Raw genomic sequence first — 23,967 nt, 5'->3', positions numbered from 1 at the left:
GCAGCATTAAGGCTGGTACATATATTTTTGATAATCGACTGGAAGATCCTTAATCAAAGGATTTTGGATATGAAAAATTTTTCTTTTATCCAGACGTACAAAGTCGATGCTGTCCTGATAACTCTCCAACCATAATTTCTGGAGAGACCCATCGGCATAAGCCATCTTGATACCTTCATCCAAACGTTTGACCAGATCCTGGTTTTCTTTGGAAGTAAAAAAGAATCTAGGTAGCGGATACTGAATGGCAAATGTTTCATCGTAGGTCAGATCAGGAAACTTTTTATATTCCTGATATTCTTTCAACAGCTCATTGGTGCCGCGACAAAACAGATCGATAGAGCCGTGTGCAGTCAGCAGATACAACCCTTCACGATGCGATACTTCGCGAACATTGAAACCATTTTCACGAAGAATTTTCACATCGGCCCACCCTGTTCCCTGGCCATGAGTAAAGGCTCTCAAATCATCAAGAGCTTGAACCTGAGCCAGTTTTTCCTTGGTACCCTGGGAAGTAAAGCACACCCGATACCCTACAATCCCCAAATCCACCGGGAAAGCCACAAAAGCGGTCTGTTTTGCCAGTGAATCGGTGTAGCTCGTCTTCATGACGAAATTGGTTAATGAATTGTTGATAATAGCCTGTTTGGATTGGGCAGAGGTCATTCTGGGAGCCTCAGCCAGGCGATATGGTCCATAAGTGGAAACAGTTTTATCCAGTGCCAGCTGGATAAGCTTGTTGCCATATGCCATGCCATTGTCATTCACAACCTCAGGAGTTCTGATCGTAACAACAGTTTCTTCTGCGGCCATGGTCAGAAATGGAATTCCTGCCAAAACTGCCACACAGAAAATTATTTTTATCATTTTTGCGAACCTTCCTACTATATGATTAAGCGACCACTACAGTGGACCGGCCAAAGACGCATGCCCATTTTTGATATGTTTTAATTTTTTTGCTTTGGTAAGTGTCCAAAGTTTCGCACATTGGTTATTGAATGAGAATGCTGTCTGTTATTTTACTCAATGAAAATAATGATCCATCTCATGATACAGAAGCCCGAATGCCGAACAGCTGCGTTTGTCAATAGAGTATTGATGCATCAAACGATTAACGAAATTGCGACTTAACCAGATTGAGTTAGATAAAAATGTGATCAATACCAGCCAATCTGATTCGATCCTTCAGCTATTTCCATACCCAACGTACGGGTTCACCAAAATCATCATAGATCCAGTGCTTGCGTGGCTTATGTCTGCTTTTTTGAGGAGGAGGGGGAGATTTGCGTTTGCGGGCATCGATTTTCTTCAACAGATCACCCACCGGATGGCGTTCTTCCCGGGTACCATTGAACTGTAAAGGAATACTCCAGGGGTTCAGAACATTGTCACCGGACTTACCATTTTCAATGTTCTTTACTTCACCGCCTTGAGACAGAAACTTCTCCACCTCCTGTTCAAGGTGCTCCCGAAGCTCTTTTTTGGTTGGGCGTTTATTAGCAAGCATGATCATGTCTAGCCGTGTAAACAAACCCGGTATTTTAGCACCTTAGAGCAGATATTTTCATCAGGCAGCGATAAATTCCCTGACCACCTGCTATATCCCGGTGATTTTTTCAATATCTCCACGGAATAGCGGTTTAACGGTGAAAACACCGGATGGTCGTCAACCATTAAGGTCTGCCATAATATAAACAACACCTATCGAATCAATAACAGACCAGGACACCCCGTGAGCACAGAGACCAAACGAGGCTTTACCACCCAAATATTGCATGGTGATCGTCAGAGCACCATTGAACACGGTTCGAACTGTAAACCAATTCATACTGCTATCGCCTATGGCTACAAAGATGCAAGAGAGATTGCGGAAGTATTCCAGGGTTCCAAGCCCGGATACTCCTACGGTCGCCAGAATAATCCCACGACCACCGCGCTGGAAAACAAAATCACCGCCATGGAACAAGGTACCGGCAGTGTTGCCTTCTCTACCGGCATGGCAGCGATCAGTGCAGTCATGCTGACTCTGCTGCGTCAGGGAGACCATCTGATCGCCAGCCGTTTTATATTTGGCAATACCAACAGCTTTCTGAACACCCTGATGAACTTTGGCATCGAAGTCAGCTTTGTGGATGCCACCGACAGCGCCCAAGTCGCAGCTGCCGTACAACCCAATACCAGAATGGTATTTGTGGAAACGATTGCCAATCCATGCACTCAGATTGCCGATCTGAAGGGCATTGGCCAACTGTGTCAGGAAAAACAGTTGGTGTTTGTCATCGATAACACCATGACCTCCCCATACCTGTTCAAACCGATCAAAGTAGGGGCATCACTCTCGATCAACTCCTTATCCAAATGCATTGCCGGTCATGGCGATGTGCTCGGCGGTGCAGTCACAGAGCTGGGCCAGTTTGACTGGAGCCGCTACGACAACATCATCGACACCTATAAAAAGGGCGACAGTCGCAACTGGGCACTTACTCAGATCAAGAAAAAAGGTCTGCGCGATACCGGTGCCACCCTGGATTCAATGGCTGCCCACCACATTGCCGTTGGCGCCGAGACCCTGGCCCTGCGGATGAGCAAAATCTCTGACAATGCACTGAAGCTGGCGCAATTTCTAAATCAGCAGGAGAAAATCGTCAAAGTCTTCTATCCCGGGCTGACAGAACACCCTGAGCACGACAGGGCCACGGAACTGTTCATGGCCTATGGCGGCCTGATCAGCATCAACCTGGACCCGGCCCTCGACTGCTTCGAGTTTCTCAACCGCCTGCAGGTACCGATTATTTCCTCCCACCTGGGCGACAACCGAACGCTCCTAATCCCGGTGGCCCATACCATCTTTTATGAAATGGGGCCGGAACGCCGGGCCAGCATGGGTATTGACGACAATACCATCCGGATTTCCGTTGGCATCGAAGATATTGAGGACCTGATTAATGACTTTGACCGGGTACTGAACGGTTAAGTCCGATCATCACAACGACCTGCCATCCCCCTAAGACCTGCTCCACTGATGCAGTTTCTGCAAGGTAAGGCGAAAAGGATTTGGCAGGTCTTCCGGCTCAATGCTGTCAAACAGATTTTTGACTGCCAGCCCCAGCTCGGTATCACCACTGATTACCAGTTCACGCTGAAAAAACAACGTATCAGGATCAACCGTCCGCGACATCAACTTCAAAAAGGCGCGAATTGGCCCCTTGATCCGGCTTTCACTCTGCGCCTGCCCGGGTCGCATCAGAAAACGCTGATGTTTATCAACAGTAAACGACCAGCACATGGCAGCATCGGTTAACTCAATGGTGACCCAGCGCCCCTGCAAAAAATCGAATTCATCATCCGCCAGCTGCTGCCGAAAACACTGTGTAAGGATTTTCGAAACCAGTCGACTCTGGAGCGTGGCCGGTGCCAGAGCAAACGTTTTAAGCCAGATCAGCGACATGCGACTGGCAACATTTAATACCTGAGTTGATTCAAACACATAACCTCCGGGGGACTCCCCTTAACAATGGAACAATTCTAGACAGTCGATATTTGAGCGAATTGATATCCATCAATCTGCCTCGTGCAGGCTTATCTAGAATTAGGGGTTTTAATCAGAGTTACTTGAACCTTATGGAATTAGTCTGTCCCGCAGGAAACCTACCATCCCTGAAGGCGGCGATTCAGCAGGGAGCTGATGCTGTTTATATCGGATTTAAAAACCAGACCAATGCCCGTCATTTCGCCGGCCTCAATTTCAATGACCGCAAGGCGCGGGATGCCATCGCCGAGGTCCGAAACCGTGGCAAAAAACTATTTGTCGCCATTAATACCTACGCGAACAATGACTCTCTGGCTGATTGGCACAAAGCCGTTGACGAAGCTCATGCCATTGGCGCCAATGCCGTCATCCTCGCGGATATCGGCCTGATGGAATACTGCACACGTAAGTACCCGGACCTGACCATACACTTATCTGTTCAGGGATCGGCCACCTCACTGCCGGCTTTGCAGTTCTACCAGTCACACTTCAACGTCAAACGCGCGGTACTGCCAAGAGTCCTGTCGCTGAAACAGGTTCGCTATCTGGCAGAACAAAGCACGATGGATCTTGAAGTATTCGGTTTTGGCAGTCTTTGCATCATGGCCGAAGGGCGTTGCCACTTGTCCTCTTATTTATGTGGCGAGTCCCCCAACAAAAACGGTGCCTGCTCTCCGGCCCGGTTTGTGGAATGGCGGGAACACCCTGCATACCTCGAAACACGTCTCAACAATGTCGTCATTGACCGTTTCAAAGCCGATGAAAAAGCCGGATACCCGACCTTATGCAAAGGTCGTTTTCAGGTTGAAGATCAGCTTTATCACACCCTGGAATGGCCTACCAGCCTCAATACCCTGGCCATCCTGCCGGAGCTGCAACAGGCAGGCGTCAAAGCTATCAAAATTGAAGGCCGGCAACGCAGTCCGGCTTATATAGAAAATGTCGCCCGGATATGGCGGGCGGCGCTTGATCAACTGACCAAAGATCAGCCTTATCAGGTAAAAGATGAGTGGATGTCGACTCTGGCAACATATGCGGAAGGCGAACAGACGACCCTGGGTGCCTATGACCGCCCCTGGCAATAGGAGTTGGAAATGAAAATAACAATTGGTGCCAACCAATTCTATTGGAACAGAAATGAGACGTTTGACTTTTACCACCAGTTACTCAGTGCTCCGGTGGAGCGGGTCTACCTTGGTGAAACCATTTGCCCCAAACGCAAAGAACTGCGTTATGACGACTGGCTCGACATCGCCAGACAACTCAGTGAACGAGGAAAAGAAGTCGTTCTATCGAGCCTGACACTACTGGAATCCGAATCCGACTTTCGCCAGATACGGCAAATATGCGCCAACGAACAATATCTTGTGGAAGCCAACGACATCGCGGCAGTACAAATCGCATCTGAACTCAATAAACGCTTCGTACTCGGTCCGGCCATCAACATATACAGCAGTGCTACGCTGGACTTTCTGGTTCGCCAGGGAGCCGTCACCTGGGTTCCGCCAGTGGAAATCGGTTATCAACAGATAGACACCATCTATTCCCAGGCTCTGACATCGGTAAATCTGGAAATTTTTGCCTATGGCTACCTGCCACTGGCCTATTCCGCACGCTGTTACTCAGCCCGTCATCATCAATATCAAAAAGACCAATGCCAGAAAATCTGTATCGAATACCCTGACGGCATACAGATTTTTTCCCAGGATGGCGAACCCGTTTTTAACCTGAACGGCATCAGCACCCAATCCGGCAAAATCGCCCAGTTGATTACCGAAATACCTCGCATGGAACTCATGAACGTTGACTACGTTCGCCTGAGTCCGGTCAAAAACGGCTTTTTCGAAACAATAGAACGGTACCACAAAGCACTCACCGGACAACCAGATCCCATGATTCCCATCGCCCGTTCCGGCTGCAACGGTTACTGGTTTGAAGAAGCTGGTAAGGAATGGGTTTAAGCTCCGGCGTTGCCACCCAAGTCATGCCTTAATCCAAGACTCATGAACAGGGGGGGTTGGATTTTATTCATGAGTCTATTGGCACCTTGATGCTTTCCAACGTTATTGATGCCATATTTATCCTGCCATCTGTATGTTTTATACCGGACCAATTTCAGTTATCAGACGGAGTTGTACTTATTCGACCAATATAAAAAAAAGGTGTGCATTTATTAATGATAAATCGTATTACAAGGTAAAATTAAAAATCCCCTTATTCAATTTCATATTCGCCTGTCAGGCATCAGACGACATGATTTTTTAATTCATTTACTGACAAAAATTCATCCTTGCAGGATGCCCTGGAATTCATCATCGCTCTTGTTCTTTTAAATGCCTTATAAAATCTTCAAAAAAATGAAATGGCAATGGATACCGGTCTTAACTCACTGCAAACCCAAAATTCACGATCTCGAAAAATTGTGCATCCTCACCGGCAATATCCAGTCAGCGTTTCTTGTGGCATTCGCGGAAAATTCTCTGTTTGAGCGAACCTGCCTCAAGCTGCTGTGTCAGGCTTATGCGGAATCACGCTATAACCCTGACGACCACATTACCACCGAACAGCTGATCTGGCTGGCGGAGCATATTGGCCATTTGAAAGTTCTGGCGGAAAAATACTGTCGGGGAAAAATCGACCGCTTCGGCTGATGGATTTTTATCTCCCTACCCTCCCCAAACACACTCAACGGTTGAAAAACCGGTCACAGATGAAAATAATGGCGGCCCGATCAATCACCGGCCCTACCGATAATGACCCACTCCTTTCTGCAATTACAGGCTTTGGGAGACCTCCCGTTTCCGAATACGGATGAGAAACTGGCCGGCCTGGCGTTTCAAGCCTGTCGTTTTTCGGTTGCCGATTATGATGACCATGCTCCTCAATCGTGCAGCATCTCGATACCTCCCGGCTTCGAGCGTTTTGTCGGTAAGCGCAAGGCGGAGTTCGTGGCGGGCCGGGTCTGTGCTCAACAGGCGTTGGAGCGGCTGGGGGTTCACGACGCACAAATCGCCATTGGTGAGAACCGCGCACCGGTCTGGCCGGCCGGCATTCTGGGATCGATCAGTCACAGTCATGAATATGCCTGTTGCGTCGCCGCCAGAGCATCGGCCAACGGCCTGAACGGGATCGGCATCGATGCGGAGCAAATCATGATTGCCGAGCGGGCCGACAAGCTGTACGGCCATATTGTCAGTGAGTCAGAAAAACACTACCTCCAGACGCTGAACTGCTCATGGCCCACGGCCCTGACACTGGTGTTTTCGGCCAAGGAGAGCCTGTTTAAAACCCTCTACCCGGCGGTTCTCCAGTATTTCGATTTTCTTCATGCCGAGGTCATCGCCATTGATCTGAGCCAGCAACGTCTCTCTCTCAGACTGCTCAAAGATCTCACTGCAGAGGTCCGGCAAGGCAATATTTATGATGGCCTGTTTGCGATAGAGGCAGATAGTGTGCAGACTCTGGTTTATTATTAAGGAGTTTCTTACCAGGACATCGCCATTGGCCCAGTCACAAGTCGCTTAATATGTATAAGTTCCTTAGTATTCATACTGACTATTTTGATCACTGCCATATCCGGATGTTCATCACGGATCAGCAGATAACTTTCACTGACACACTATTTCAGACGCTTCCATGAAAAACGCTTTAAAAATATTTTCCGGCCACTCCAATCCCACCATCGCCCACGAAATCTGTCATCACTTGGGCATAGCACTCAGCCCAATGGAGATCTCCCGCTTTTCCAATGACAATCTGCATGTTCAGATTCTGGAAAATGTCCGTGAACGGGATGTCTTTATTGTGCAGTCTTTTACTCATCCGGTCAGCGACCATATCATGGAATTGATGATCGCCATCGACGCCCTCAGAAGCGCGTCTGCCCGTCGGATTACAGTCGTCATTCCGTACTACTCCTATGCCAGGTCGGACAAAAAAGACGCCCCCAGAATTTCCATTACCGGCCGTCTGATTGCAGACCTGCTGCAAACTGCCGGTGCCAACCGGGTATTGACCATGGATCTGCACGCAGATCAGGTACACGGTTTTTTCGGAGTGCCTGTCGACCATCTGACTGCACTGCCAACGCTGGTCAGCCATGTTAAAGACAATTATGACACCTCCAACATTGTCGCCGTTGCCACTGACGCTGGAGGTGCCAAACGGGTTGGCAAGTTTTCCACTCGCCTGAATGTGCCGATGGCCATCATCGATAAGCGCCGGGTGAGCGATACTCAGGTCAAACAGGGCGTGGTCGTCGGCGATGTCAAAGGTAAGGATGCTTTTATTCTGGAAGACGAAATTTCCACGGCCGGCACATTAATATCCACCGTTGAAACATTGCTTGCTGCGGGCGTCAAAAGCGTGCACGCGGCAGCGACTCACGGCGTATTGTGTGGACCGGCCATCGAACGTATTCAAAACAGCGGCATCGAATCGGTCATCACCACCAATACCGTGACCATTGACGCGAGCAAACAGACCGACAAGTTGACGTTGTTATCTGTTGCACCACTGTTTGCGGAAGCCATCAAGCGCATACATACAGGTGAAAGTGTCGGCGCACTATTCAGTTAAGGCAGAAACCATGTTTGCAGCTATTTTCAAAGCCAAAGTCGGTGACCAGGATGAACAGTACCGCCAGACGGTAGTGCGTATGCGGGAGCTGGCGTTCGAACGGTATGGCTGTCTGGACTTTATCACGGTGACGGAAGGTGATCAGGAAATCGCCATTTCTTACTGGGAGAACGAAGACAGTATCCGGCAATGGCATCAGGATGCCGAGCACGCCGAAGCGCAACGGCAGGGACGCAATCGCTGGTATTCCGCCTACGAAGTCGAAATCGTGGAAATCAAACGCCGCTACCGGTATCCGGCAGACAACTGATATTGTCGGGGAGTCACTGCAACCTGGCGTTTAAAGTGACGATGAAAGTGACTCTGATCGGTAAAACCGGTATCCGCTGCAACAGCAGCGATGCTGTTACCGGTCTTCAACAGTTGGCGGGCATGGCTGATACGCCGGGTAATCTGCAATGCATGCGGGGTGATGCCATAGTGCTGTCGGAACGCATGCACCAGCCGATATCGGCTCAGGCCCGCCACAGCTGCCACATCATCCAGGCAAATCTCCCGCACACATTCATCGGCGATAAATTCGTAGGCCCGTTGCAGGTGGGAGGCGCATTTCAGTCGATCCGGTGCTTCACAACGCTGATCCGCCCGGATCAGTTCAGCAAAATAATCAGTCAGGTTAACCTCTGCACCCAAGCGGCTGTCCGGTGAGGTTAATAACGAACACAGCTGATGGTATTGCTGGTAGTGGGAATCGCCACACAACAATGACTGACTCAGGGCCTGAAAGCCGCTGTCCGGACTGCGTTCAAGTACCTCGGCCTGCAGAGCCGTCAGCCAGTCAGCCTGCAGATACAGCATCCGATAAGACCAGCTCTGCAAATGCAGCGGATTACAGGAATGTACTTGGTCGGGATTCATCAACACCACCGCACCGGGACCGATCCGCCGCGTCTGACCGTCGATAAAATAATCGGTGTTGCCGGAATCCACCACGCCAATAGAAAACTCTTCATGGCTGTGCCGGTGATAAGCCACTGAGGTCGCGCGAGCCTGCCGGATTTCCAGCATGGGGAAATGTTCAGGACGGTAAAAAACCTGTTGTTCACTCACGCTCAACCACACCCCGGCAACGATAACGATCTCAAAAACGACTCTCCATCAAACACGAATACAGCAGTGTCAACCCAAACGTGCCCAACAGCATACCGGTTATCTTGTCGATGTAAAACGCACAACGACGAAACCGTTGCTGCATATCAGCGCGGGATAACACCACGATAATGAAGGCATCCCAGAAAAACACGATGCTGACCATCCAGATACCGAGCCAGATTTTAAACCCCATTCCAGCTTCCTGATTTAACACCAGCGTGAACAGGCTGAGATAGAATAACGGGTTCTTGGGATTCAAAATCCCCGACAAAAAGCCAACGCTGAATTCCCGCCTGAACGTGGTTTGACGGTGGACGCCATCGGCGGATTCTGTCAACGACTGATAATCACGCTTACGGGCTCTGAGCGCACCGTATGCAAGATAGGCCAGAAATAATCCGCCAGCCAGCTTGATCAACAGCATTACCGTGGCCGAAGCGGCCAGAAGCGCGCCAACACCCAGCAGACACAATGCAATGTAAACACCATTGGCCGTGGCAATACCAAAAGCGACGCCAAGGGCCAGTCGGCGATCATGACGAACGGCACTGCGGACCACCAGAAAAAAATCCGGTCCCGGACTCAATAACGCCAGAAAATGTGCCAGCGCGGCGGCGGCAAACGTGGCAAGAAGATGAACCTGCAAATCCGTAGTTCCTCATAAACGAGTGACAGGTTCAGCTTAGGAGCCAGGATCCAAAAAGGATTGTACAAAATTGCTGCCCGAACTCCCGGACCATCAGTCGGTGGATTTTTCCAGGTCAACATAGGCGTCAGGCACAAAACGGGGCAGGCAGAGCGCCAGGAACACCAGGTCCGCCTCACCGGTATTGGTGATACGTTGCCGGCATCCGGGTGGAATCACCACCACTGAACCGGCACTGACAGCCTGCTGCAATTCACCGACTTCCACCCGACCACTGCCCTGCTGAATAACATAACGTTCGGTAATGCCTTCAAGCTGGTGCCAGCGGGTGGTGACGCCCGGGCGAACCGTCGCACGGGCAATAGACAATTCTGGCTGGGTATCGCTGTTCAGCAATTCCAGAATGTAACAGCCTTCATGGAAGTAATATTCTTCACTGGCCGGCTGATGATGAATAGATGGCTGGGCGGGCATAAACGAGGCCTCCAAAAAACAGGCAGGATACCAGCATCCCGCTCAGCGCACACTGTGATAAACCCGCTGCCCTTGCGGATGACTGTATACCAGTTGCCATAACTGGCCCTCGCGGGAGCGGAAGTAACCGGCACAGCTGTACAGATAGTAACGCCACATGCGATAAAAACGATCGTTATAATCCTGTTTGAGTTCCGGCCAGCTTTGCTCGAAATTTTTGGCCCAGGCCATCAGCGTGGTGTCATAATCAGGCCCAAAATTATGCCAGTCCTCCAGCCTGAGCAGATCCACGCTATGATCATTAATATGCTTACGGGATGGGACTTTACCATTCGGAAAAATGTATTTTGAAATAAAACGATCAGCGGCATCGAAAGTGGGTTCCTCACCAATGGTATGCAATAAAAACAAACCGTCTTTTTTCAGTAACCGATTCACCACTTCAAAATAGGTGCGATAGTTTTTACGGCCCACATGTTCAAACATGCCAACGGATACAATCCGGTCAAATTTGCCGGTTAAATGCCGATAATCTTCCAGCCGGATCTCAACATCGTAATCTCGGGTGCGCTGTGCAGCGAGCTTTTGCTGCTCTCTGGAAATGGTAATCCCCGTAACTTTAACGCCGTAATGTTTGGCGGCGTATAACGCCAGACCACCCCAGCCACAACCGATATCCAGCAGATGCATGCCTGGCTCAAGTTGCAGTTTCCGGCATATCAGATCCAGTTTATGTTCCTGTGCCTGGGCCAGATTTTCAGCACCCTTCCAATATCCGCAGCTGTAGATCATGTAAGGATCCAACATTCGTTCATACAGCTGATTGCCGATATCGTAATGCACCTCACCCACCTGATAGGCTCGTGCAAGAGACTGAAAATTAAACATCATGTGCGACAAGGCACTGAAGGCAAGTTTGATACGCGCAGTACCGATGAGCTTTTGGTTAAGCTGAGCCCCCAGTATCTGAGTAAATAACATATCCAGACGCTCAGAATCCCACCAGCCGTCCATATAGCTTTCACCGAGTCCGATGGAACCATCGCGGGCCACACGGGCAAACAGTCGGTTATCATGAACCGTAATATCCCAGGGGCGATCACCGTTAAGTTTGACATCTGCCAGATCAAGTAATTCCTGTTGGAAACGACGCGCAAGCGGTGGCAGCGGAGCAGAGTTTGAATATGATTTTTCAGCGTCATTAAAAGAATATTCTGTCATAGCACGACTCCCCCCTGTTGTGATCGTCGAACCATAATCCCCAATCCGTAAATTCGTCTCCAATAGGTTTTTTTTATTACGCTCATAGACAGTTTTTAGCCGTCTATTAAAAAGTTATTTAAATAGGTTTTATTCAATTTTTATTTTAAATGGACTGACCAGGGAGCAGATCCACGAATATGCCAAGCCCAAAACAGGCGTTTACAAACCCGAAATAATCAATTTGAGCCGCTGGTTAATGCCTGCAAATACAATCGGTCTCAACACCGCTATCGGAGGGAAAAAACCAATGGCACACAACAGATCCTGTTCAAGGACCAGAAACGCCACTGGAGGATTACAACGAGCCGATGATCAGACGACTGGTTGACCCCTAAAAATGTTATGTTATAACATAAAATAAAACCAGCCACAGGCCGCCAGCATGAACAGACTCCCCGTCACCGTGTTATCCGGATTTCTCGGAGCCGGCAAAACAACCGTACTCAACCACATCCTGCACAACCGCGAAAACCGTCGGGTAGCAGTCATCGTCAACGACATGAGTGAAGTCAACATTGATGCCTCGCTGGTACAACAACAGGTGCAACTGCATCGCAGTGAGGAGAAGCTCATTGAAATGACCAACGGCTGTATCTGCTGCACCCTGCGGGAAGATCTGCTGGTGGAGATCCAAAACCTCGCCAAAGCCGGCCGCTTTGACTATCTGGTCATTGAATCAACCGGTATCTCCGAACCGCTGCCGGTCGCGGAAACCTTCACCTTCGTGGACGAACACGGCGGCAGTCTGGCAGACATGGCCCGACTTGATACCCTGGTGACGGTGGTGGATGGGGTGAATTTTCTCAACGATTATGACGACGCGGAGAGTCTGCAGAACACCGCCGAATCCCTCGGAGACGAGGATGACCGCAGCGTGGCCGATCTGCTGATCGATCAGATTGAGTTCTGCAATGTCATCATCATCAGCAAGACCGACCTGATCGATGCCGACACCCTGCAACGGCTGACAGCCGTGTTACGCAGCCTGAATCCCGACGCCGACATTATTCCCAGCCGTCATGGCCAGGTAGCCCTCGATCAGGTACTGAACACTGGCCGGTTCGACTTTGACAAGGCACAGCAGGCACCGGGCTGGCTCAAAGAACTGCGCGGTGAACATACGCCAGAAACGGAAGAGTACGGCATCAGCAGCTTTACTTACCGGGCACGTCGGCCCATGCACCCTCAGCGCTTTTTCACCTTCCTGCACGGTCCGCTGCGGGATCATGAACTGCTGCGCTCAAAAGGTTTTTTCTGGCTGGCCAGTCGCCATGCCGATGCCTGGGAGTGGAATCAGGCCGGCGGTATCGCCCGCTATGGTTTTGCCGGCCGGTTCTGGCATGCGATCCCGAAAACCCAATGGCCCGATGACGACGAATATCGTCAGGCGATAGCACGTACCTGGCAGGAGCCCTGGGGGGACATGCGTCAGGAGCTGGTCTTTATCGGCCAGAGGCTGAACCGTGACAAGCTTGCCAGGCAGCTCGATGAATGCCTGCTCAATGCCAAGGAAATGCAGGAAGGTGTGGCAGCATGGAGCACCCTGACAGATCCATTTCCGGAATGGTCAACAAATCTGACAGAAAATGACCGCCTTTAAACGATCCTGACAGACTCTTTAAGCGCGATGAATTTTAATGCGCACCGATTTAAATATTAAGGATATACGTGGTGTTTACCTGACAAACCGCGTATCTGGATGTTAAAACTCCAACACTAACGACCCTGGCAGGTCTAACGCCTGCTTTTTTGCGACAGAAGTATTTACCGCCCATGACCATGCCCACGGTACTCCAGCAGACACGATTTCAGCTGTTCAGCCTCATCACGTTATTGTTCACAGCGTTTTATCTGATCACCTCACCCCCTCAAGAGCCTCACCTGGAAACTGTACCACTGCCCTCTGCGGCCAATGCAGTCCCTGCGCAGCCCGAGGCCAGCCAACCAGTAGAGCAATTAATCATTCCCCAAGAGCTGACCAGCCGATATCAGATTCAACCGGGCGATACCCTGAGTGGCATCTTTGCGCTTTTCAGTCTGACCCAGACAACCCTTGCTGCAATACTGGAAGCCGACGGTGAAACGGCAGCACTGGATACCCTGCAACCGGGTAACACTCTGGTATTTACCCAGTCGGTACAGAACAGCGAATTGCAGCAGCTGTCATTGATTGTGAATCCGGCCCGCACTGTTCAGTTCACCCGCACAGCAGAGGGCACTTTTCAATCGGAGGAGATTGTCAAACCCACCTACTGGCACCAACAGTTAGTAAGTGGCGTAATCGACAATAGCTTTTACAACGCAGCACACCAGGCCGGACTCAGCGACAGAGACACTCTGAACACACTGCATATTCTTCAGGAAAAAATAAATTTTCGCCGCGAAATCAGACCCGGAGACTGGTTTGACATCGTGCTCGAACAGGAAATGACCGGCACCGAAGCCACCGGCCAGACACGGATAAAAGCCATACTGTTTGGACTCGGCAAAACAACCCAAAGTGCTTTTCTATATGACGATGGCAGCTACTACGATCAGGACGGCCAAAGCCTGACCCGATCATTGCGACGTTATCCAGTAAACGAAAAAGTCAGGGTCAGCTCATCGTTCAATCTGCATCGGGTCCACCCGGTTACCGGGCAGCTGATGCCGCACTATGGTGTTGATTTTGCCATGCCAGTTGGCACCCCCGTGCTTTCCGTCGGTGATGGCATTGTGACCCGCACAGCCAATCATCCCTATGCCGGCAAATATGTTGAAATTGAACATCCCGGGCCGTTTAAAACCCGCTATCTCCACCTGAGCAAGATCCTGGTAAAGCGCGGACAACGGATCAAACGCGGCGATAAAATAGCTCTGTCCGGAAACACCGGCCGAACCACCGGCCCGCATCTGCATTTCGAATTACAGATCAACAATCGCCCGGTGAATCCTCTGACGGCAAAAATTCCAACCAGCAGTCATATCCCAGCGGAAGAAATGGCGCGGTTCAAAGAGATCATTGAAGCCACTCAAACGTTTATTGGCGATGCTGAGGGTACGCATCTGGCATTCTGGCAACAACAGAACAGTTCATACAATTAAATCCCATCGCTTCTATCCGGGTTAAACAGTAACCCGGATAACTATCCCGATTATCGTCAGGTGCAGAAATATCAGACCCTCGAACAAAAAAAGATCACACTCACCGCTCCGCTCCCCAAAATAGACCATACGCAGCAGCTTTGCTGGATTGCTGAAGCCAATAACACAGAAATGATATTTGCCGTAATCAACGCAATGTTATGGCTTCGTCATCGTTTATTAACATTTTCGTCATTAAATAAAACAAAAATTGTATCTATGTAACAAAGGTGGCATAGGTTATGCCATTTTATTTGACCAGCTGGTCAACCATGAGGAACTTCTGAACTCTATCAAGGGTCGTAAATATTAAGCAGTCATGGGGATAGAAAACGGCATTTGTCAGTTAAGTCATTGATTTAAAAACGTTTCCAACACGACCATCGCTACCCGGATCATTTTTCAGAAGGTCTTTTGGTTTTACAGCACTCACATTGGCGCTTCAGCCAATGGTAAGCATGGATGCATTTCGCTCATAACCAGGCATCCATAAATGGCCTGGTGAATACCTACATAACATATAAATATATTGGGGGTAATAATGAAAAAGCAGTTGTTGGCAACCGCCATTGCTGTCATTGCGGGTGGAGCCCAGGCAGATTTGATGATTACAGGAGTGATCGATGGTCCTTTAACCGGCGGGCTGCCCAAAGCCGTCGAGTTGTATACCACTGAAAACATCGCCGATCTGAACACATATACACTTAAGCTCTATGTGAATGGCAAAACAGAGGCGCAACCCGAGACGTTTAGTTTCAAAAGCACCAGCGTACCCGCAGGCACATATCTGACGGTTTCGATGGATGTCGATGGATTTACCAGTTACTTCGGTAAAGCACCTGATTATCAGTTCAGCGCTCTGAACTTTAACGGTGATGACAGCATAGCGCTGTTTATAGGCGACACCGAGGTGGACCGTTTTGGTGAGGCTGGAAAAGACGGTACAGGCACTGCCTGGGAATATATAGATGGCTGGGCCTATCGTAAAAGTGCCTACAGCGACAGCACCCTCAGCAAAGCAGCCAACGGTGGTGCTTTTAACAGCGATAACTGGGATTTCTCCGGCATCAATGTACTGAAGGACAAGAGTGTCAAAAACACCACCTCAGGTCATATCATGCCTGTAGCCGGCATTGTGCCGGAAGCGGAAATCGTCGACGGCGGCACTGATTCGGGGAGCACCGATATCGGTACTTGCGGAGATGGCAACGCCACCCTGATTTCAACCATACAGGGCAGCGGCAGCAGCTCTGCACTGGTCGGTCAGCAAGTCACGGTTGAAGCCGTCGTTTACCAGAACCAACAGACTAGTGCAGAAGGTTACTTTATTCAGGAAGAAGAGGCTGACAGCGACGGTAATGAGGCAACGTCCGAAGGTATTTTTGTGTTCGACACCAGCCTGCCAGTAACGGTCGGCGATAAAGTCCGCCTGAGTGCCAAGGTCAGTGAATACAAGGGTTTAACAGAATTGTCATCCGTTTCCGGGCTAATCGTCTGTTCACAGAACAATACCCTGCCAGCAGCGACCGCCATCACCCTGCCGGTCACCTCTTTGGAGGCCTTTGAACAGGTAGAGGGCATGCGTGTCAGCCTGGCCAACAGCAATCTGGTGGTCAGCGATTTCCATGGTAATGGCTATGGTTTTGGAAATTATGGACAATTTGTCGTTTCCAACGAACTGCATTATCAGCCCACCGAAGTCTCGGTACCTTCCAAAGAAAGTTACGACGCCGCCATCGAAAATATCAGACTGAGCAGCATGCTGATCGACGATGGACAGTCTTCGAAAGCTCCTGACCCTATCGTGTTCCCCAACAGCGAGGGTTTCAGCAACACGAATTACTTCCGGGTCGGCTACGGCATCAGTGGTATCACCGGGGCAATGCATGGTTATGATAGCGGCAATGCAACATATCCCTACCAAATCATTCCATCCATTACACCTACTTTCGACCCTCTGAACGCTGACCGCACACTCGCGCCCATTGTGGACAGCTCTGCCAACCTGAAGATTGCCAGCATGAACGTGCTGAACCTGTATAACGGCATCATCGTGGACGACAAGACCTACTTCCCGACACCAGCCGAAGAAGATAACGATACTTATGGCGATTATCGCGGCGCCAATTCGGAAGCAGATTATAATATCCAGGTAGCCAAAATTGTGGCCGCCCTCGACGCCATGGACGCCGATGTGATTGGCCTGATGGAAATTGAAAATGACGGTTATGATGAAACCAGCTCAATTGCTGCGCTGACAAATGCCCTGAACGCCGTACAGACCACCGATGGTGAATATGCCTTTGTAAACCCCGGTGGCAAGATGGGTACCGATTCAATCTCCGTTGGTCTGCTCTATCGCCCCGCTGTGGTGACACCGGTCGGTACCACCGCCGTACTGGATTCCACCAATTCGCCCAAAGATGGTGAAGGCAATCCATTGTTTATCGATACCAGAAACCGTCCATCATTGATTCAGTCGTTCACCCACAAGGCCACAGGCGATCAGTTTACCGTGGTGGTCAACCATCTGAAATCAAAACGAAATAGCTGTACTTCTGACAGCGATAATGACCTGGGAGATGGACAAGGTGCCTGCAACCAAACCCGCACCAACGCCGCCAAAGCGCTGGTAACCTTTATGGCCGACCATCCCACCGGGGTCAATACCGATAATGTGGTGTTTATGGGAGATATGAATGCCTATGCCAAAGAAGATCCGATTGCAGCTCTCGAAGCCGGCGGGTATATCAACCTGAAATACACCAGTGCCTCTACTGAAGCACAGCCATTCTCCTACAGCTACTCTGGCTTTCTCGGCAGCCTCGATCACATGATTGGCAGTGCTGGTATGAATGAGCGTCTGGTGAGCGTGGATGACTGGCATATTAACTCGCTGGAATCCAATCTGCTCGACTATGACACGACTCTGGATACCAATAACTCCAACGACCACTTCGCCAGCCTGGACCCATACTACTCTTCAGACCATGATCCGGTCATTGCCGGCTTTGTGATGAAGAGCTCCGTTGAAGGCGGTACCGGTGATAACGACGACAAGGATGATGATTCCAGCAGTGGTTCCACTGGCCTGCTGTTATTGCCAGTGTTGTTCATGCTGATGGTCACCAGAAGAAAATACTGATCGTTACGCTGTATCTGACCCGACAGGCATACCTGCCGGGTTACACAAAACAGAACATTTGTTGCGAGGTCACTGCGGTGACCTTTTTTATGAAGCGCGGTTATCGATATTGGCCAGATGTACAAAAAATGATTCCAGACTTTCCTCACCATAACAGGGAGCCTGCATATCCACACTCATCGCCTTGGCGAAAAATTCTACTGGCCCATACACCGAAACCGGCGACAGCCAACGCATCACTGACACCAGTGCGCCCACCAGCCACAGCGGAAAATGGGTCATCTTCACCGGCTCACCCAGCGCTTTGAATGCCAGTTCGGCAATCTGGTCATGGCTGTAAACCTCAGGCCCCCCCACATCCACTTCAGTCTGTTCGCTCTGAAACATATCGCAACACACCTTGGCGAGATCGGCACCGGAAATCGGGTTGAAGCGTAACTGTCCGTTACCAAGCAAATAAACCCGGCCACTTTTTGCCATTACAAGAAACTCTTTCATATCGGCAAAAAAACCGCTTGGACGAATCACACAGTAAGGCAGCCAACTGCTTTTCAGGCGGGCAACAAACTTTTCCTTGGCCTGAATAATTTTGATACCCGGAAGTTTGTCGGCATTAAAAACAGACACATAGATAAACTTTTCCACCTTGCTGTTTTCGGCCAGAGTGAGCAGATTCAGATTGGCGCCGTAGTCCACGCTTTCGTAAGTGAGGCCATCTTTCTGGCGGGTAATACCGATACTGGTAAATACCAGATCAATCCCATCCATCAGACCGGAGAGGGTATCAATGTCGGTGGCCTGGCCAAGGAACGTATCATCAGCAATTTGACTGAGAGCCTGCTGTTGTTGTTCGGTACGCACCAGCACCCGGACCCAATACCCTCTGGTCTTGAGTTCGGCCAGCATCGCCCGCCCCAGGTAACCACTGGCTCCGGCCAGTAATACTCGTTTCATGATTCCGTCCTTTTTAGTCCATACGGACTAAAAAATAAAACCTTGCGCACCATCTGTCAACCAAATACAGTCCAGATGGACCATAAAGAGGACATCGTATGCCTAAAATCATAGACCATGATGCCTATCGCCTGACACTGACTGAAAAAGCGGTTGAAATTTTCGCCCGTTACGGTTATTCCGGACTGGGCATGCGCAAAATCGCTGAACATCTGGGAATTTCCAAAAGTGCCCTGTATCACTATTTCCCCTCTAAGGAAGCTTTATTTTCTGCCTGCACCGATCTTGTTACCCGCTTTGAAATGCCGGCACTGGATGTCACAGAAATGCCAACGGCAGAACGCATTGATCTGCTGATGAATCTGTTTCAGTCCATGGAGAATAATTTCAAAGGTGAACTGACCCTGTTGCTCGACTACCTGCGGGAGATGACGCCAGCTCAAGTCGCCAAAGACAAAAACATGCAGCTGGCGAATAAACGCTATCTGCAACTGGTGACCGAACTGGTCGGCAGTGAACATGCCGAAGCTGTCCTGTGCATGATGTACGGAGTGTTGTTACAACGCTTTATGGATGGTCGCAAAACTGACTTCGGTACTATCCGAACCGCTATTCATCAACTGCTGCAAATTCAATAAAGGACGAAAATGTCGCGAATTCTGATCACTACTCTGTTGTTATGCTCAATGACCGTCCTGGCCGATACGGTCAACACCGCAGATGGCGGTACCTATAACGGCCCATTGGTCGATGGCCGGTTTGAAGGCGAAGGGGTTTTGAGCTATCCGGGCGGCCGCCGTTTTGAGGGTCATTTTCATTTGGGCATGTTATCGGGTCAGGGTCATTTGATTCTGGAAGACGGCTCCGAATATCACGGTGAATTTGCCCATGGCATGCCCAACGGCCAGGGTACCTGGCACTATAAAAACGGCACTGTATACAGCGGCACACTGGACAACGGCTGGTGGGTCAAAGGGCAGCTGGACTCTCCCGGTGGAGAACACTATGAAGGTGAATTTGACCAGAACCGTTATCATGGCTATGGCTATCTGAAATATGCCGATGGCACCATCTATGAAGGCTATTTCAACCATGGCCTGCGCCATGGTCAGGGCAAACTGATCCCACCTCACAAATGGGTGTACGAAGGCGTTTTCAAACAAAACGACCTGCCCTATGGCACCCTCACCGGACCGGATGGCGAACATTATGAAGGCGGGCTGGTGAAGTGGCGTTACAACGGCCAGGGCACTTATCAGGATGGCAACGAATCTTATCAAGGGGAATTCGAAGATGGCCTTTATCACGGCCAGGGCACGCTGACCACCAAACGTTCACGGCAATCGGATCTGGTACAGACCGGGCAGTTTGAATACGGTGAATTTGTCAGCGAGACTGAGGATGAAAAGGATTATCTCAGCGAGTACGAACAACTGCCCGAGCAGCTTGATTTCATCATTAATCATCAGTCACAGTTGCTACAGCAACAGCTGTCTGCACTGGCACCACAGACACCGGGTGTCGTTGATACCTACGTGATTCTGGCCGCGCCTTATTCCAGCCAGACCGTGTTTCGCGACGAAATCGATATCATTTATGACCGCCTCAGCAGTACCCGGGGGCTACAAAACCATATTGTCAGAATGAGCAATGAGATCGATCTGAACAGTCCCTATCCTCTGGTCAGTCAGCTGGCACTGAAAGACATGGTCACCGCCGTCAGCCAACACATGGGCGCCGAAGATCTGCTGTGGGTGTATATCACCAGCCATGGCAGTCGTGATCACAAACTCTCTGTCAATCTCAGTTATCAAAGACTGCCGGACATCGACAGCATCACCCTCAGAGATATACTCGATGAAGCGGATCAGGCCAAAATCGTTACCTTGTCAGCCTGCTATTCCGGTGGTTTTATCGATGATCTCAAACAACCGGATACACTCATCATCACCGCAGCTGCTGCTGACAAAACCTCATTTGGTTGTTCTAACGATAACTACATGACCTATTTCGGCGAAGCGTTCTTCATCGACGCCTTTGATATGCAACATTCTCTGACGGATATTTTTGAGAAGGCAAAACAAGTCGTCGATAACCGGGAACAGCAACAGGAGCTGAACAGTTCCGATCCCCAGATCAGTCTGAGTGAGACCGTATTGAACACTTATGAACAATGGCGGGCGCGGTTCCGGGACTGATCAGGCATGGCAAAATTTGGTAAGGAAATTCTCCGCCGTCACGATGGTTATGGCGTGATTCAGGTATTTGATAACGGCAACAAACGCACTCTGATGTTTGGCGCCGATGACGAACAGGGATGTATCCTTAACCGCACTCCGGAAATCGTGCAGTACGATTATGTTCGCGCCATGCTGCTCAACCTGTTATTCCAGAAAGACATTCACCGCTGCCTGCTGCTCGGTATGGGAACCGGTGCACTTGCCACAAGTTTATGGCATCACCTTGAGCATCTGAAGATTGACGTGGTGGAACTGCGACAGACCGTGATCGATCTTGCCTACAGCCATTTTTATCTGCCACATGATGAGCGTCTTAACGTGCAATGCGGAGACGCTGGCGACTATTTAAAAAACTCTGATAACACCTATGACCTGATCTACAGCGACATTTACCATGCGACCGGCATGGACGCTCAACAAGGCACCCGAAAGTTCATTAAACACTGTTGTGACCGCCTGACCCACGACGGCTGGCTGGTGCTCAATTACTGGCAACAGCATAAAAAACTCGATCTGATTGCGTTGTTGCGGCAACGTTTCCGTTATATCTGGACGAACAACATCAACAAAGAAAACTGGATCATTTATGCCACCAACAGTTCCATCACAATCACCGAAAAACAGCGTAAGGCCGAACTTAAGCGATTAAACAATCTGTTTGGTTTTTCACTGTCAAAAGTGAATAAAGGCATGAAATGTTACGAGCAGGACCAGTAGCCCGGATAGCAAACAGACAGTTCTGATAGCGTTAATTGTTTCCACATTAACCACAACCTCTAAAGAACAATCCGCTCAGACCTCAGTGACATCCTGTTCATATAACTCTAATGGCAGACCATCCGGATCCTGAAAGAAAGTATATTGCCGACCGGTATACTCATCGACTCGTATCGGCTCCACTGTCACGCCCTGTTGTTGCAGATACTCAACAACATCGACCACAGAGGCTACCTGGAAGGCCAAATGCCGCAATCCTCTCGCTTCGGGTCTGCTTGGGCGGGCAGGCGGATTGGGAAACGAAAATAACTCCAGCTGATTGCCATTGGGCAACTTCAAATCCAGCTTATAAGAATTGCGGCCGGCGCGAAAATGTTCAGCGACGATCTCAAGCTGCAATATCTGAGTATAAAAATGTTTTGATCTTGCGTAGTCAGAACAAATGATCGCTACGTGATGAATACCTTGCAGCATATAAATACCCCTGAGTAGCAAAAAATGGCCGCAGATAAATGGAACAGACTATACGCGTTGCAACGGCTGATACGGAGGTTCAGGCAACTCCACGACCATCTCATCACCCGCACGGACAACACCGCCTTGCAGAACGATGGCCATGATACCGGCTTTACGAATCAGGTTCCCTTCTTCATCACGATCCAACACTGCGGCCGTCAAACCTTTTTGGTAATGATCCAACTGGGCACAGGGATTACGCAAACCGGTTATCTGAATAACCGCATCAGCACCGATACGAATAATGGTATGGGTTGGTAAAGACAGCAGATCAATACCTTCAGTGGTGATATTTTCGCCCATGGTTGCCGGGTAAACATTAAATCCCTGATCCTGCAACTGCTTGATCAACTCACCATGTATCAAATGAACCTGACGCAGATTGGGCTGACTCGGATCTACCTTTACCCGCGAGCGGTGCTTGACGGTTTCGCCCTTATGCGCGTCACCCTCAACGCCCTGACCGGCAACCAACGTGATGGATTCTACAACGTGTTTGGAAAAACTATGGGTAGCAGATTTGCTGACAGATACAACAGTAGCCAATAACAATACTCCTCATTCAATATTTCACAAAACTGAATTATGGAACTGAGTCAGCTCCTTATTTAACAGACTCTGACGCACAAAGAAAAAACAGAAGTGCGATGCCAGAATGCTACCAGACTTCCATCTTCTTGGCATCCGCTAAACACTGCCACGTCGAAATTGCACAGGGTATTGCTTGTCATTGGCAAAGATGAATGCTGTAGCGACGGCTAAAGGATTGAACCAATTGCAAACTTTGGAGAACTCATTTGCAATGATAAAAATATCATCGACAGTGAGATTGACAGATGATTTATATTTAAGGGATTAAATTTGCGGCAGGTGTCTTGTAAGGATTTTTACTGTTCACTATTTTTTACCGCACTCAGAATCGATTCCTTGTTCTAAATCTTCAATAATATCCCGAAGGCGTTCTATATGCCTGGCACTTAGTTCTGGGTCATATTGAAAATTTGCATTTAGAGCCTCTGTGTTGGCACCCTTAGATATCAGGTATTTCACTATCTCTTCGTGCTCGAATTCGTCAGCCACTTTTAAAGGTGTAAACCCACCTTCCCCCTGTTGCTCTATGTCGATACCGTTCTCTACAAGCAACTTCACAGCCTCAATATCTCCCCATACGCAAACACAATGCAACGCGTTGTCACCAAAACCGTTAGTATCATTTATATCGCTAAGCTTAAAGCCCATAAAGTCCGGCACAGACTCTATTTTATCCAGCAGCTCTCGAACTAAATTATTCATGAATCATTACCTATAGCAATAAAGGTGTCACTCTCTTAACCCGAATATTTCACCAAAACTGGACCACGGAACCACTTTAGCCTTATTTTATAGGCGCTAGCACACAAAACAAGAGCGGCTCCGTGATGACAGAATGCTACCGGGCTTCCTTCTTATTTCCACCCGTCAAACGCCGTAAGGTTGAAGTGAATTTTGACGGTGGTGAAATCTCTTCCGATGGCGGCATGTTATTGCTCAGAGAGCTCGATAAACGGTTGGGGCTCACAACGGCCATCGATCATGTTTTGCATGATAACCGTGTACATGGACTTTGACGCCACGGATAACCCCATTCAAC

Annotated in this window: 25 protein-coding genes; 14 read left to right on the top strand and 11 right to left on the bottom strand. The window is 49.5% G+C overall.

Annotation, left to right across the window (positions count from 1 at the left end):
• Window positions 1-6: 6 nt before the first annotated feature.
• Together YC6258_RS05380 and YC6258_RS05375 are read right to left on the bottom strand one after the other, a co-directional pair.
• The gene (locus tag YC6258_RS05380) at window positions 7-867 is read right to left on the bottom strand and encodes a type 2 periplasmic-binding domain-containing protein (protein WP_044616123.1); all 861 of its coding nucleotides are present in this window, start codon (window positions 865-867) and stop codon (window positions 7-9) included.
• Between the two features lie 322 nt (window positions 868-1,189).
• The gene (locus YC6258_RS05375; RefSeq protein ID WP_044619762.1) at window positions 1,190-1,507 is read right to left on the bottom strand and encodes a hypothetical protein; all 318 of its coding nucleotides are present in this window, start codon (window positions 1,505-1,507) and stop codon (window positions 1,190-1,192) included.
• A 225-nt stretch (window positions 1,508-1,732) separates the two neighbouring features.
• On the opposite strand from YC6258_RS05375, the gene YC6258_RS05370 reads away from it, so the two are divergent.
• Window positions 1,733-2,974: a cystathionine gamma-synthase family protein gene (locus YC6258_RS05370; RefSeq protein WP_044616122.1), complete on the top strand. Its 1,242-nt coding sequence runs from the start codon at window positions 1,733-1,735 to the stop codon at window positions 2,972-2,974.
• Between the two features lie 30 nt (window positions 2,975-3,004).
• On the opposite strand, the gene ubiT is transcribed toward YC6258_RS05370, so the two are convergent.
• The gene (gene ubiT / locus YC6258_RS05365; protein WP_082070571.1) at window positions 3,005-3,487 is read right to left on the bottom strand and encodes a ubiquinone anaerobic biosynthesis accessory factor UbiT; all 483 of its coding nucleotides are present in this window, start codon (window positions 3,485-3,487) and stop codon (window positions 3,005-3,007) included.
• A gap of 134 nt (window positions 3,488-3,621) precedes the next feature.
• Between ubiT and ubiU the strand changes: the two genes are divergently transcribed.
• From ubiU to YC6258_RS05335, 6 genes are all read left to right on the top strand, one after another.
• The gene (gene ubiU, locus YC6258_RS05360) at window positions 3,622-4,614 is read left to right on the top strand and encodes a ubiquinone anaerobic biosynthesis protein UbiU (RefSeq protein WP_044616121.1); all 993 of its coding nucleotides are present in this window, start codon (window positions 3,622-3,624) and stop codon (window positions 4,612-4,614) included.
• Window positions 4,615-4,623: 9 nt separating this feature from the next.
• Window positions 4,624-5,490, top strand: coding sequence for a U32 family peptidase (locus YC6258_RS05355; RefSeq protein ID WP_044616120.1), 867 nt, complete (start codon window positions 4,624-4,626; stop codon window positions 5,488-5,490).
• A 372-nt stretch (window positions 5,491-5,862) separates the two neighbouring features.
• Window positions 5,863-6,180 carry a hypothetical protein gene (locus YC6258_RS05350; RefSeq protein WP_044616119.1) on the top strand — a complete coding sequence of 106 codons (318 nt, stop codon included), beginning with the start codon at window positions 5,863-5,865 and terminating at the stop codon, window positions 6,178-6,180.
• 102 nt (window positions 6,181-6,282) lie between these two features.
• Entirely contained in the window at window positions 6,283-7,005 is a 723-nt protein-coding gene (locus YC6258_RS05345; RefSeq protein ID WP_052830079.1) for a 4'-phosphopantetheinyl transferase family protein, read from the top strand.
• A 160-nt stretch (window positions 7,006-7,165) separates the two neighbouring features.
• Window positions 7,166-8,107 (top strand): ribose-phosphate diphosphokinase, encoded by a 942-nt coding sequence (locus YC6258_RS05340; protein WP_044616118.1) that lies wholly within the window; start codon window positions 7,166-7,168, stop codon window positions 8,105-8,107.
• Between the two features lie 10 nt (window positions 8,108-8,117).
• Window positions 8,118-8,417, top strand: a complete 300-nt coding sequence (locus YC6258_RS05335; RefSeq protein ID WP_044616117.1) for an antibiotic biosynthesis monooxygenase family protein — start codon at window positions 8,118-8,120, stop codon at window positions 8,415-8,417.
• On the opposite strand, the gene YC6258_RS05330 is transcribed toward YC6258_RS05335, so the two are convergent.
• From YC6258_RS05330 to cfa, 4 genes are all read right to left on the bottom strand, one after another.
• Entirely contained in the window at window positions 8,393-9,217 is an 825-nt protein-coding gene (locus YC6258_RS05330) for an AraC family transcriptional regulator (protein WP_144407567.1), read from the bottom strand. The two genes, YC6258_RS05335 and YC6258_RS05330, sit on opposite strands and share 25 nt — an antisense overlap.
• 31 nt (window positions 9,218-9,248) lie before the next feature.
• On the bottom strand, window positions 9,249-9,905 hold the full coding sequence (locus YC6258_RS05325) for a LysE family translocator (RefSeq protein WP_044616116.1): 657 nt from the start codon (window positions 9,903-9,905) through the stop codon (window positions 9,249-9,251).
• Window positions 9,906-9,998: 93 nt separating this feature from the next.
• A complete protein-coding gene (locus YC6258_RS05320; RefSeq protein ID WP_044616115.1) occupies window positions 9,999-10,379 on the bottom strand; it encodes a cupin domain-containing protein in 381 nt (126 codons plus the stop codon).
• 42 nt (window positions 10,380-10,421) lie between these two features.
• On the bottom strand, window positions 10,422-11,600 hold the full coding sequence (cfa, locus tag YC6258_RS05315; protein WP_044616114.1) for a cyclopropane fatty acyl phospholipid synthase: 1,179 nt from the start codon (window positions 11,598-11,600) through the stop codon (window positions 10,422-10,424).
• A 424-nt stretch (window positions 11,601-12,024) separates the two neighbouring features.
• Here cfa and zigA point away from each other — a divergent pair, with 424 nt between their 5' ends.
• The 3 genes from zigA (at window position 12,025) to YC6258_RS05300 (ending at window position 17,910) form a co-directional block, all read left to right on the top strand.
• Window positions 12,025-13,242: a zinc metallochaperone GTPase ZigA gene (gene zigA, locus YC6258_RS05310; protein WP_044616113.1), complete on the top strand. Its 1,218-nt coding sequence runs from the start codon at window positions 12,025-12,027 to the stop codon at window positions 13,240-13,242.
• 173 nt (window positions 13,243-13,415) lie between these two features.
• The gene (locus tag YC6258_RS05305; RefSeq protein WP_052830077.1) at window positions 13,416-14,726 is read left to right on the top strand and encodes a peptidoglycan DD-metalloendopeptidase family protein; all 1,311 of its coding nucleotides are present in this window, start codon (window positions 13,416-13,418) and stop codon (window positions 14,724-14,726) included.
• Between the two features lie 580 nt (window positions 14,727-15,306).
• Window positions 15,307-17,910 (top strand): ExeM/NucH family extracellular endonuclease, encoded by a 2,604-nt coding sequence (locus YC6258_RS05300; RefSeq protein WP_044616112.1) that lies wholly within the window; start codon window positions 15,307-15,309, stop codon window positions 17,908-17,910.
• 87 nt (window positions 17,911-17,997) lie between these two features.
• Here the strand turns inward: YC6258_RS05300 and YC6258_RS05295 are convergent, their stop codons facing one another.
• Window positions 17,998-18,864, bottom strand: coding sequence for an SDR family oxidoreductase (locus tag YC6258_RS05295; RefSeq protein WP_211264627.1), 867 nt, complete (start codon window positions 18,862-18,864; stop codon window positions 17,998-18,000).
• A 98-nt stretch (window positions 18,865-18,962) separates the two neighbouring features.
• Between YC6258_RS05295 and YC6258_RS05290 the strand changes: the two genes are divergently transcribed.
• The 3 genes from YC6258_RS05290 to YC6258_RS05280 are packed head-to-tail and all read left to right on the top strand — an operon-like array spanning window position 18,963 to window position 21,821.
• Window positions 18,963-19,502, top strand: coding sequence for a TetR/AcrR family transcriptional regulator (locus YC6258_RS05290; RefSeq protein ID WP_044616110.1), 540 nt, complete (start codon window positions 18,963-18,965; stop codon window positions 19,500-19,502).
• Between the two features lie 9 nt (window positions 19,503-19,511).
• Window positions 19,512-21,062, top strand: coding sequence for a C13 family peptidase (locus tag YC6258_RS05285; protein WP_044616109.1), 1,551 nt, complete (start codon window positions 19,512-19,514; stop codon window positions 21,060-21,062).
• A gap of 6 nt (window positions 21,063-21,068) precedes the next feature.
• Entirely contained in the window at window positions 21,069-21,821 is a 753-nt protein-coding gene (locus tag YC6258_RS05280) for a spermidine synthase (RefSeq protein WP_044616108.1), read from the top strand.
• A 75-nt stretch (window positions 21,822-21,896) separates the two neighbouring features.
• Here YC6258_RS05280 and gloA2 read toward each other — a convergent pair whose 3' ends face one another.
• The 3 genes from gloA2 to YC6258_RS05265 form a co-directional block, all read right to left on the bottom strand.
• Window positions 21,897-22,295 carry an SMU1112c/YaeR family gloxylase I-like metalloprotein gene (gene gloA2 / locus YC6258_RS05275; RefSeq protein WP_044616107.1) on the bottom strand — a complete coding sequence of 133 codons (399 nt, stop codon included), beginning with the start codon at window positions 22,293-22,295 and terminating at the stop codon, window positions 21,897-21,899.
• 48 nt (window positions 22,296-22,343) lie between these two features.
• Entirely contained in the window at window positions 22,344-22,883 is a 540-nt protein-coding gene (locus tag YC6258_RS05270) for an MOSC domain-containing protein (protein WP_082070570.1), read from the bottom strand.
• A gap of 351 nt (window positions 22,884-23,234) precedes the next feature.
• Window positions 23,235-23,630 carry an ankyrin repeat domain-containing protein gene (locus tag YC6258_RS05265; RefSeq protein ID WP_044616105.1) on the bottom strand — a complete coding sequence of 132 codons (396 nt, stop codon included), beginning with the start codon at window positions 23,628-23,630 and terminating at the stop codon, window positions 23,235-23,237.
• A gap of 125 nt (window positions 23,631-23,755) precedes the next feature.
• Here YC6258_RS05265 and YC6258_RS05260 point away from each other — a divergent pair, with 125 nt between their 5' ends.
• Window positions 23,756-23,944, top strand: a complete 189-nt coding sequence (locus YC6258_RS05260) for a transposase (protein WP_044616104.1) — start codon at window positions 23,756-23,758, stop codon at window positions 23,942-23,944.
• Window positions 23,945-23,967 lie beyond the last annotated feature (23 nt).

The sequence above is a fragment of the Gynuella sunshinyii YC6258 genome (assembly GCF_000940805.1).
GTDB classification, from domain to species: domain Bacteria; phylum Pseudomonadota; class Gammaproteobacteria; order Pseudomonadales; family Natronospirillaceae; genus Gynuella; species Gynuella sunshinyii.
Note: the sequence above shows the minus strand (reverse complement) of the source record. Positions and strands in the feature narration are given on the sequence as shown.

Excerpts from the sequence above, each read along its gene's own strand:
- YC6258_RS05340 (WP_044616118.1), top strand. The coding sequence starts at position 7,166 with ATGAAAAACGCTTTAAAAATATTTTCCGGCCACTCCAATCCCACCATC.
- ubiU (WP_044616121.1), top strand. The coding sequence starts at position 3,622 with ATGGAATTAGTCTGTCCCGCAGGAAACCTACCATCCCTGAAGGCGGCG.
- YC6258_RS05295 (WP_211264627.1), bottom strand. The coding sequence starts at position 18,864 with ATGAAACGAGTATTACTGGCCGGAGCCAGTGGTTACCTGGGGCGGGCG.
- YC6258_RS05380 (WP_044616123.1), bottom strand. The coding sequence starts at position 867 with ATGATAAAAATAATTTTCTGTGTGGCAGTTTTGGCAGGAATTCCATTT.
- YC6258_RS05335 (WP_044616117.1), top strand. The coding sequence starts at position 8,118 with ATGTTTGCAGCTATTTTCAAAGCCAAAGTCGGTGACCAGGATGAACAG.
- YC6258_RS05290 (WP_044616110.1), top strand. The coding sequence starts at position 18,963 with ATGCCTAAAATCATAGACCATGATGCCTATCGCCTGACACTGACTGAA.
- YC6258_RS05305 (WP_052830077.1), top strand. The coding sequence starts at position 13,416 with ATGACCATGCCCACGGTACTCCAGCAGACACGATTTCAGCTGTTCAGC.
- YC6258_RS05265 (WP_044616105.1), bottom strand. The coding sequence starts at position 23,630 with ATGAATAATTTAGTTCGAGAGCTGCTGGATAAAATAGAGTCTGTGCCG.
- YC6258_RS05260 (WP_044616104.1), top strand. The coding sequence starts at position 23,756 with ATGACAGAATGCTACCGGGCTTCCTTCTTATTTCCACCCGTCAAACGC.
- gloA2 (WP_044616107.1), bottom strand. The coding sequence starts at position 22,295 with ATGCTGCAAGGTATTCATCACGTAGCGATCATTTGTTCTGACTACGCA.
- YC6258_RS05320 (WP_044616115.1), bottom strand. The coding sequence starts at position 10,379 with ATGCCCGCCCAGCCATCTATTCATCATCAGCCGGCCAGTGAAGAATAT.
- YC6258_RS05355 (WP_044616120.1), top strand. The coding sequence starts at position 4,624 with ATGAAAATAACAATTGGTGCCAACCAATTCTATTGGAACAGAAATGAG.
- YC6258_RS05350 (WP_044616119.1), top strand. The coding sequence starts at position 5,863 with ATGCCTTATAAAATCTTCAAAAAAATGAAATGGCAATGGATACCGGTC.
- YC6258_RS05375 (WP_044619762.1), bottom strand. The coding sequence starts at position 1,507 with ATGCTTGCTAATAAACGCCCAACCAAAAAAGAGCTTCGGGAGCACCTT.
- YC6258_RS05300 (WP_044616112.1), top strand. The coding sequence starts at position 15,307 with ATGAAAAAGCAGTTGTTGGCAACCGCCATTGCTGTCATTGCGGGTGGA.
- zigA (WP_044616113.1), top strand. The coding sequence starts at position 12,025 with ATGAACAGACTCCCCGTCACCGTGTTATCCGGATTTCTCGGAGCCGGC.
- cfa (WP_044616114.1), bottom strand. The coding sequence starts at position 11,600 with ATGACAGAATATTCTTTTAATGACGCTGAAAAATCATATTCAAACTCT.
- YC6258_RS05280 (WP_044616108.1), top strand. The coding sequence starts at position 21,069 with ATGGCAAAATTTGGTAAGGAAATTCTCCGCCGTCACGATGGTTATGGC.
- YC6258_RS05345 (WP_052830079.1), top strand. The coding sequence starts at position 6,283 with ATGACCCACTCCTTTCTGCAATTACAGGCTTTGGGAGACCTCCCGTTT.
- YC6258_RS05285 (WP_044616109.1), top strand. The coding sequence starts at position 19,512 with ATGTCGCGAATTCTGATCACTACTCTGTTGTTATGCTCAATGACCGTC.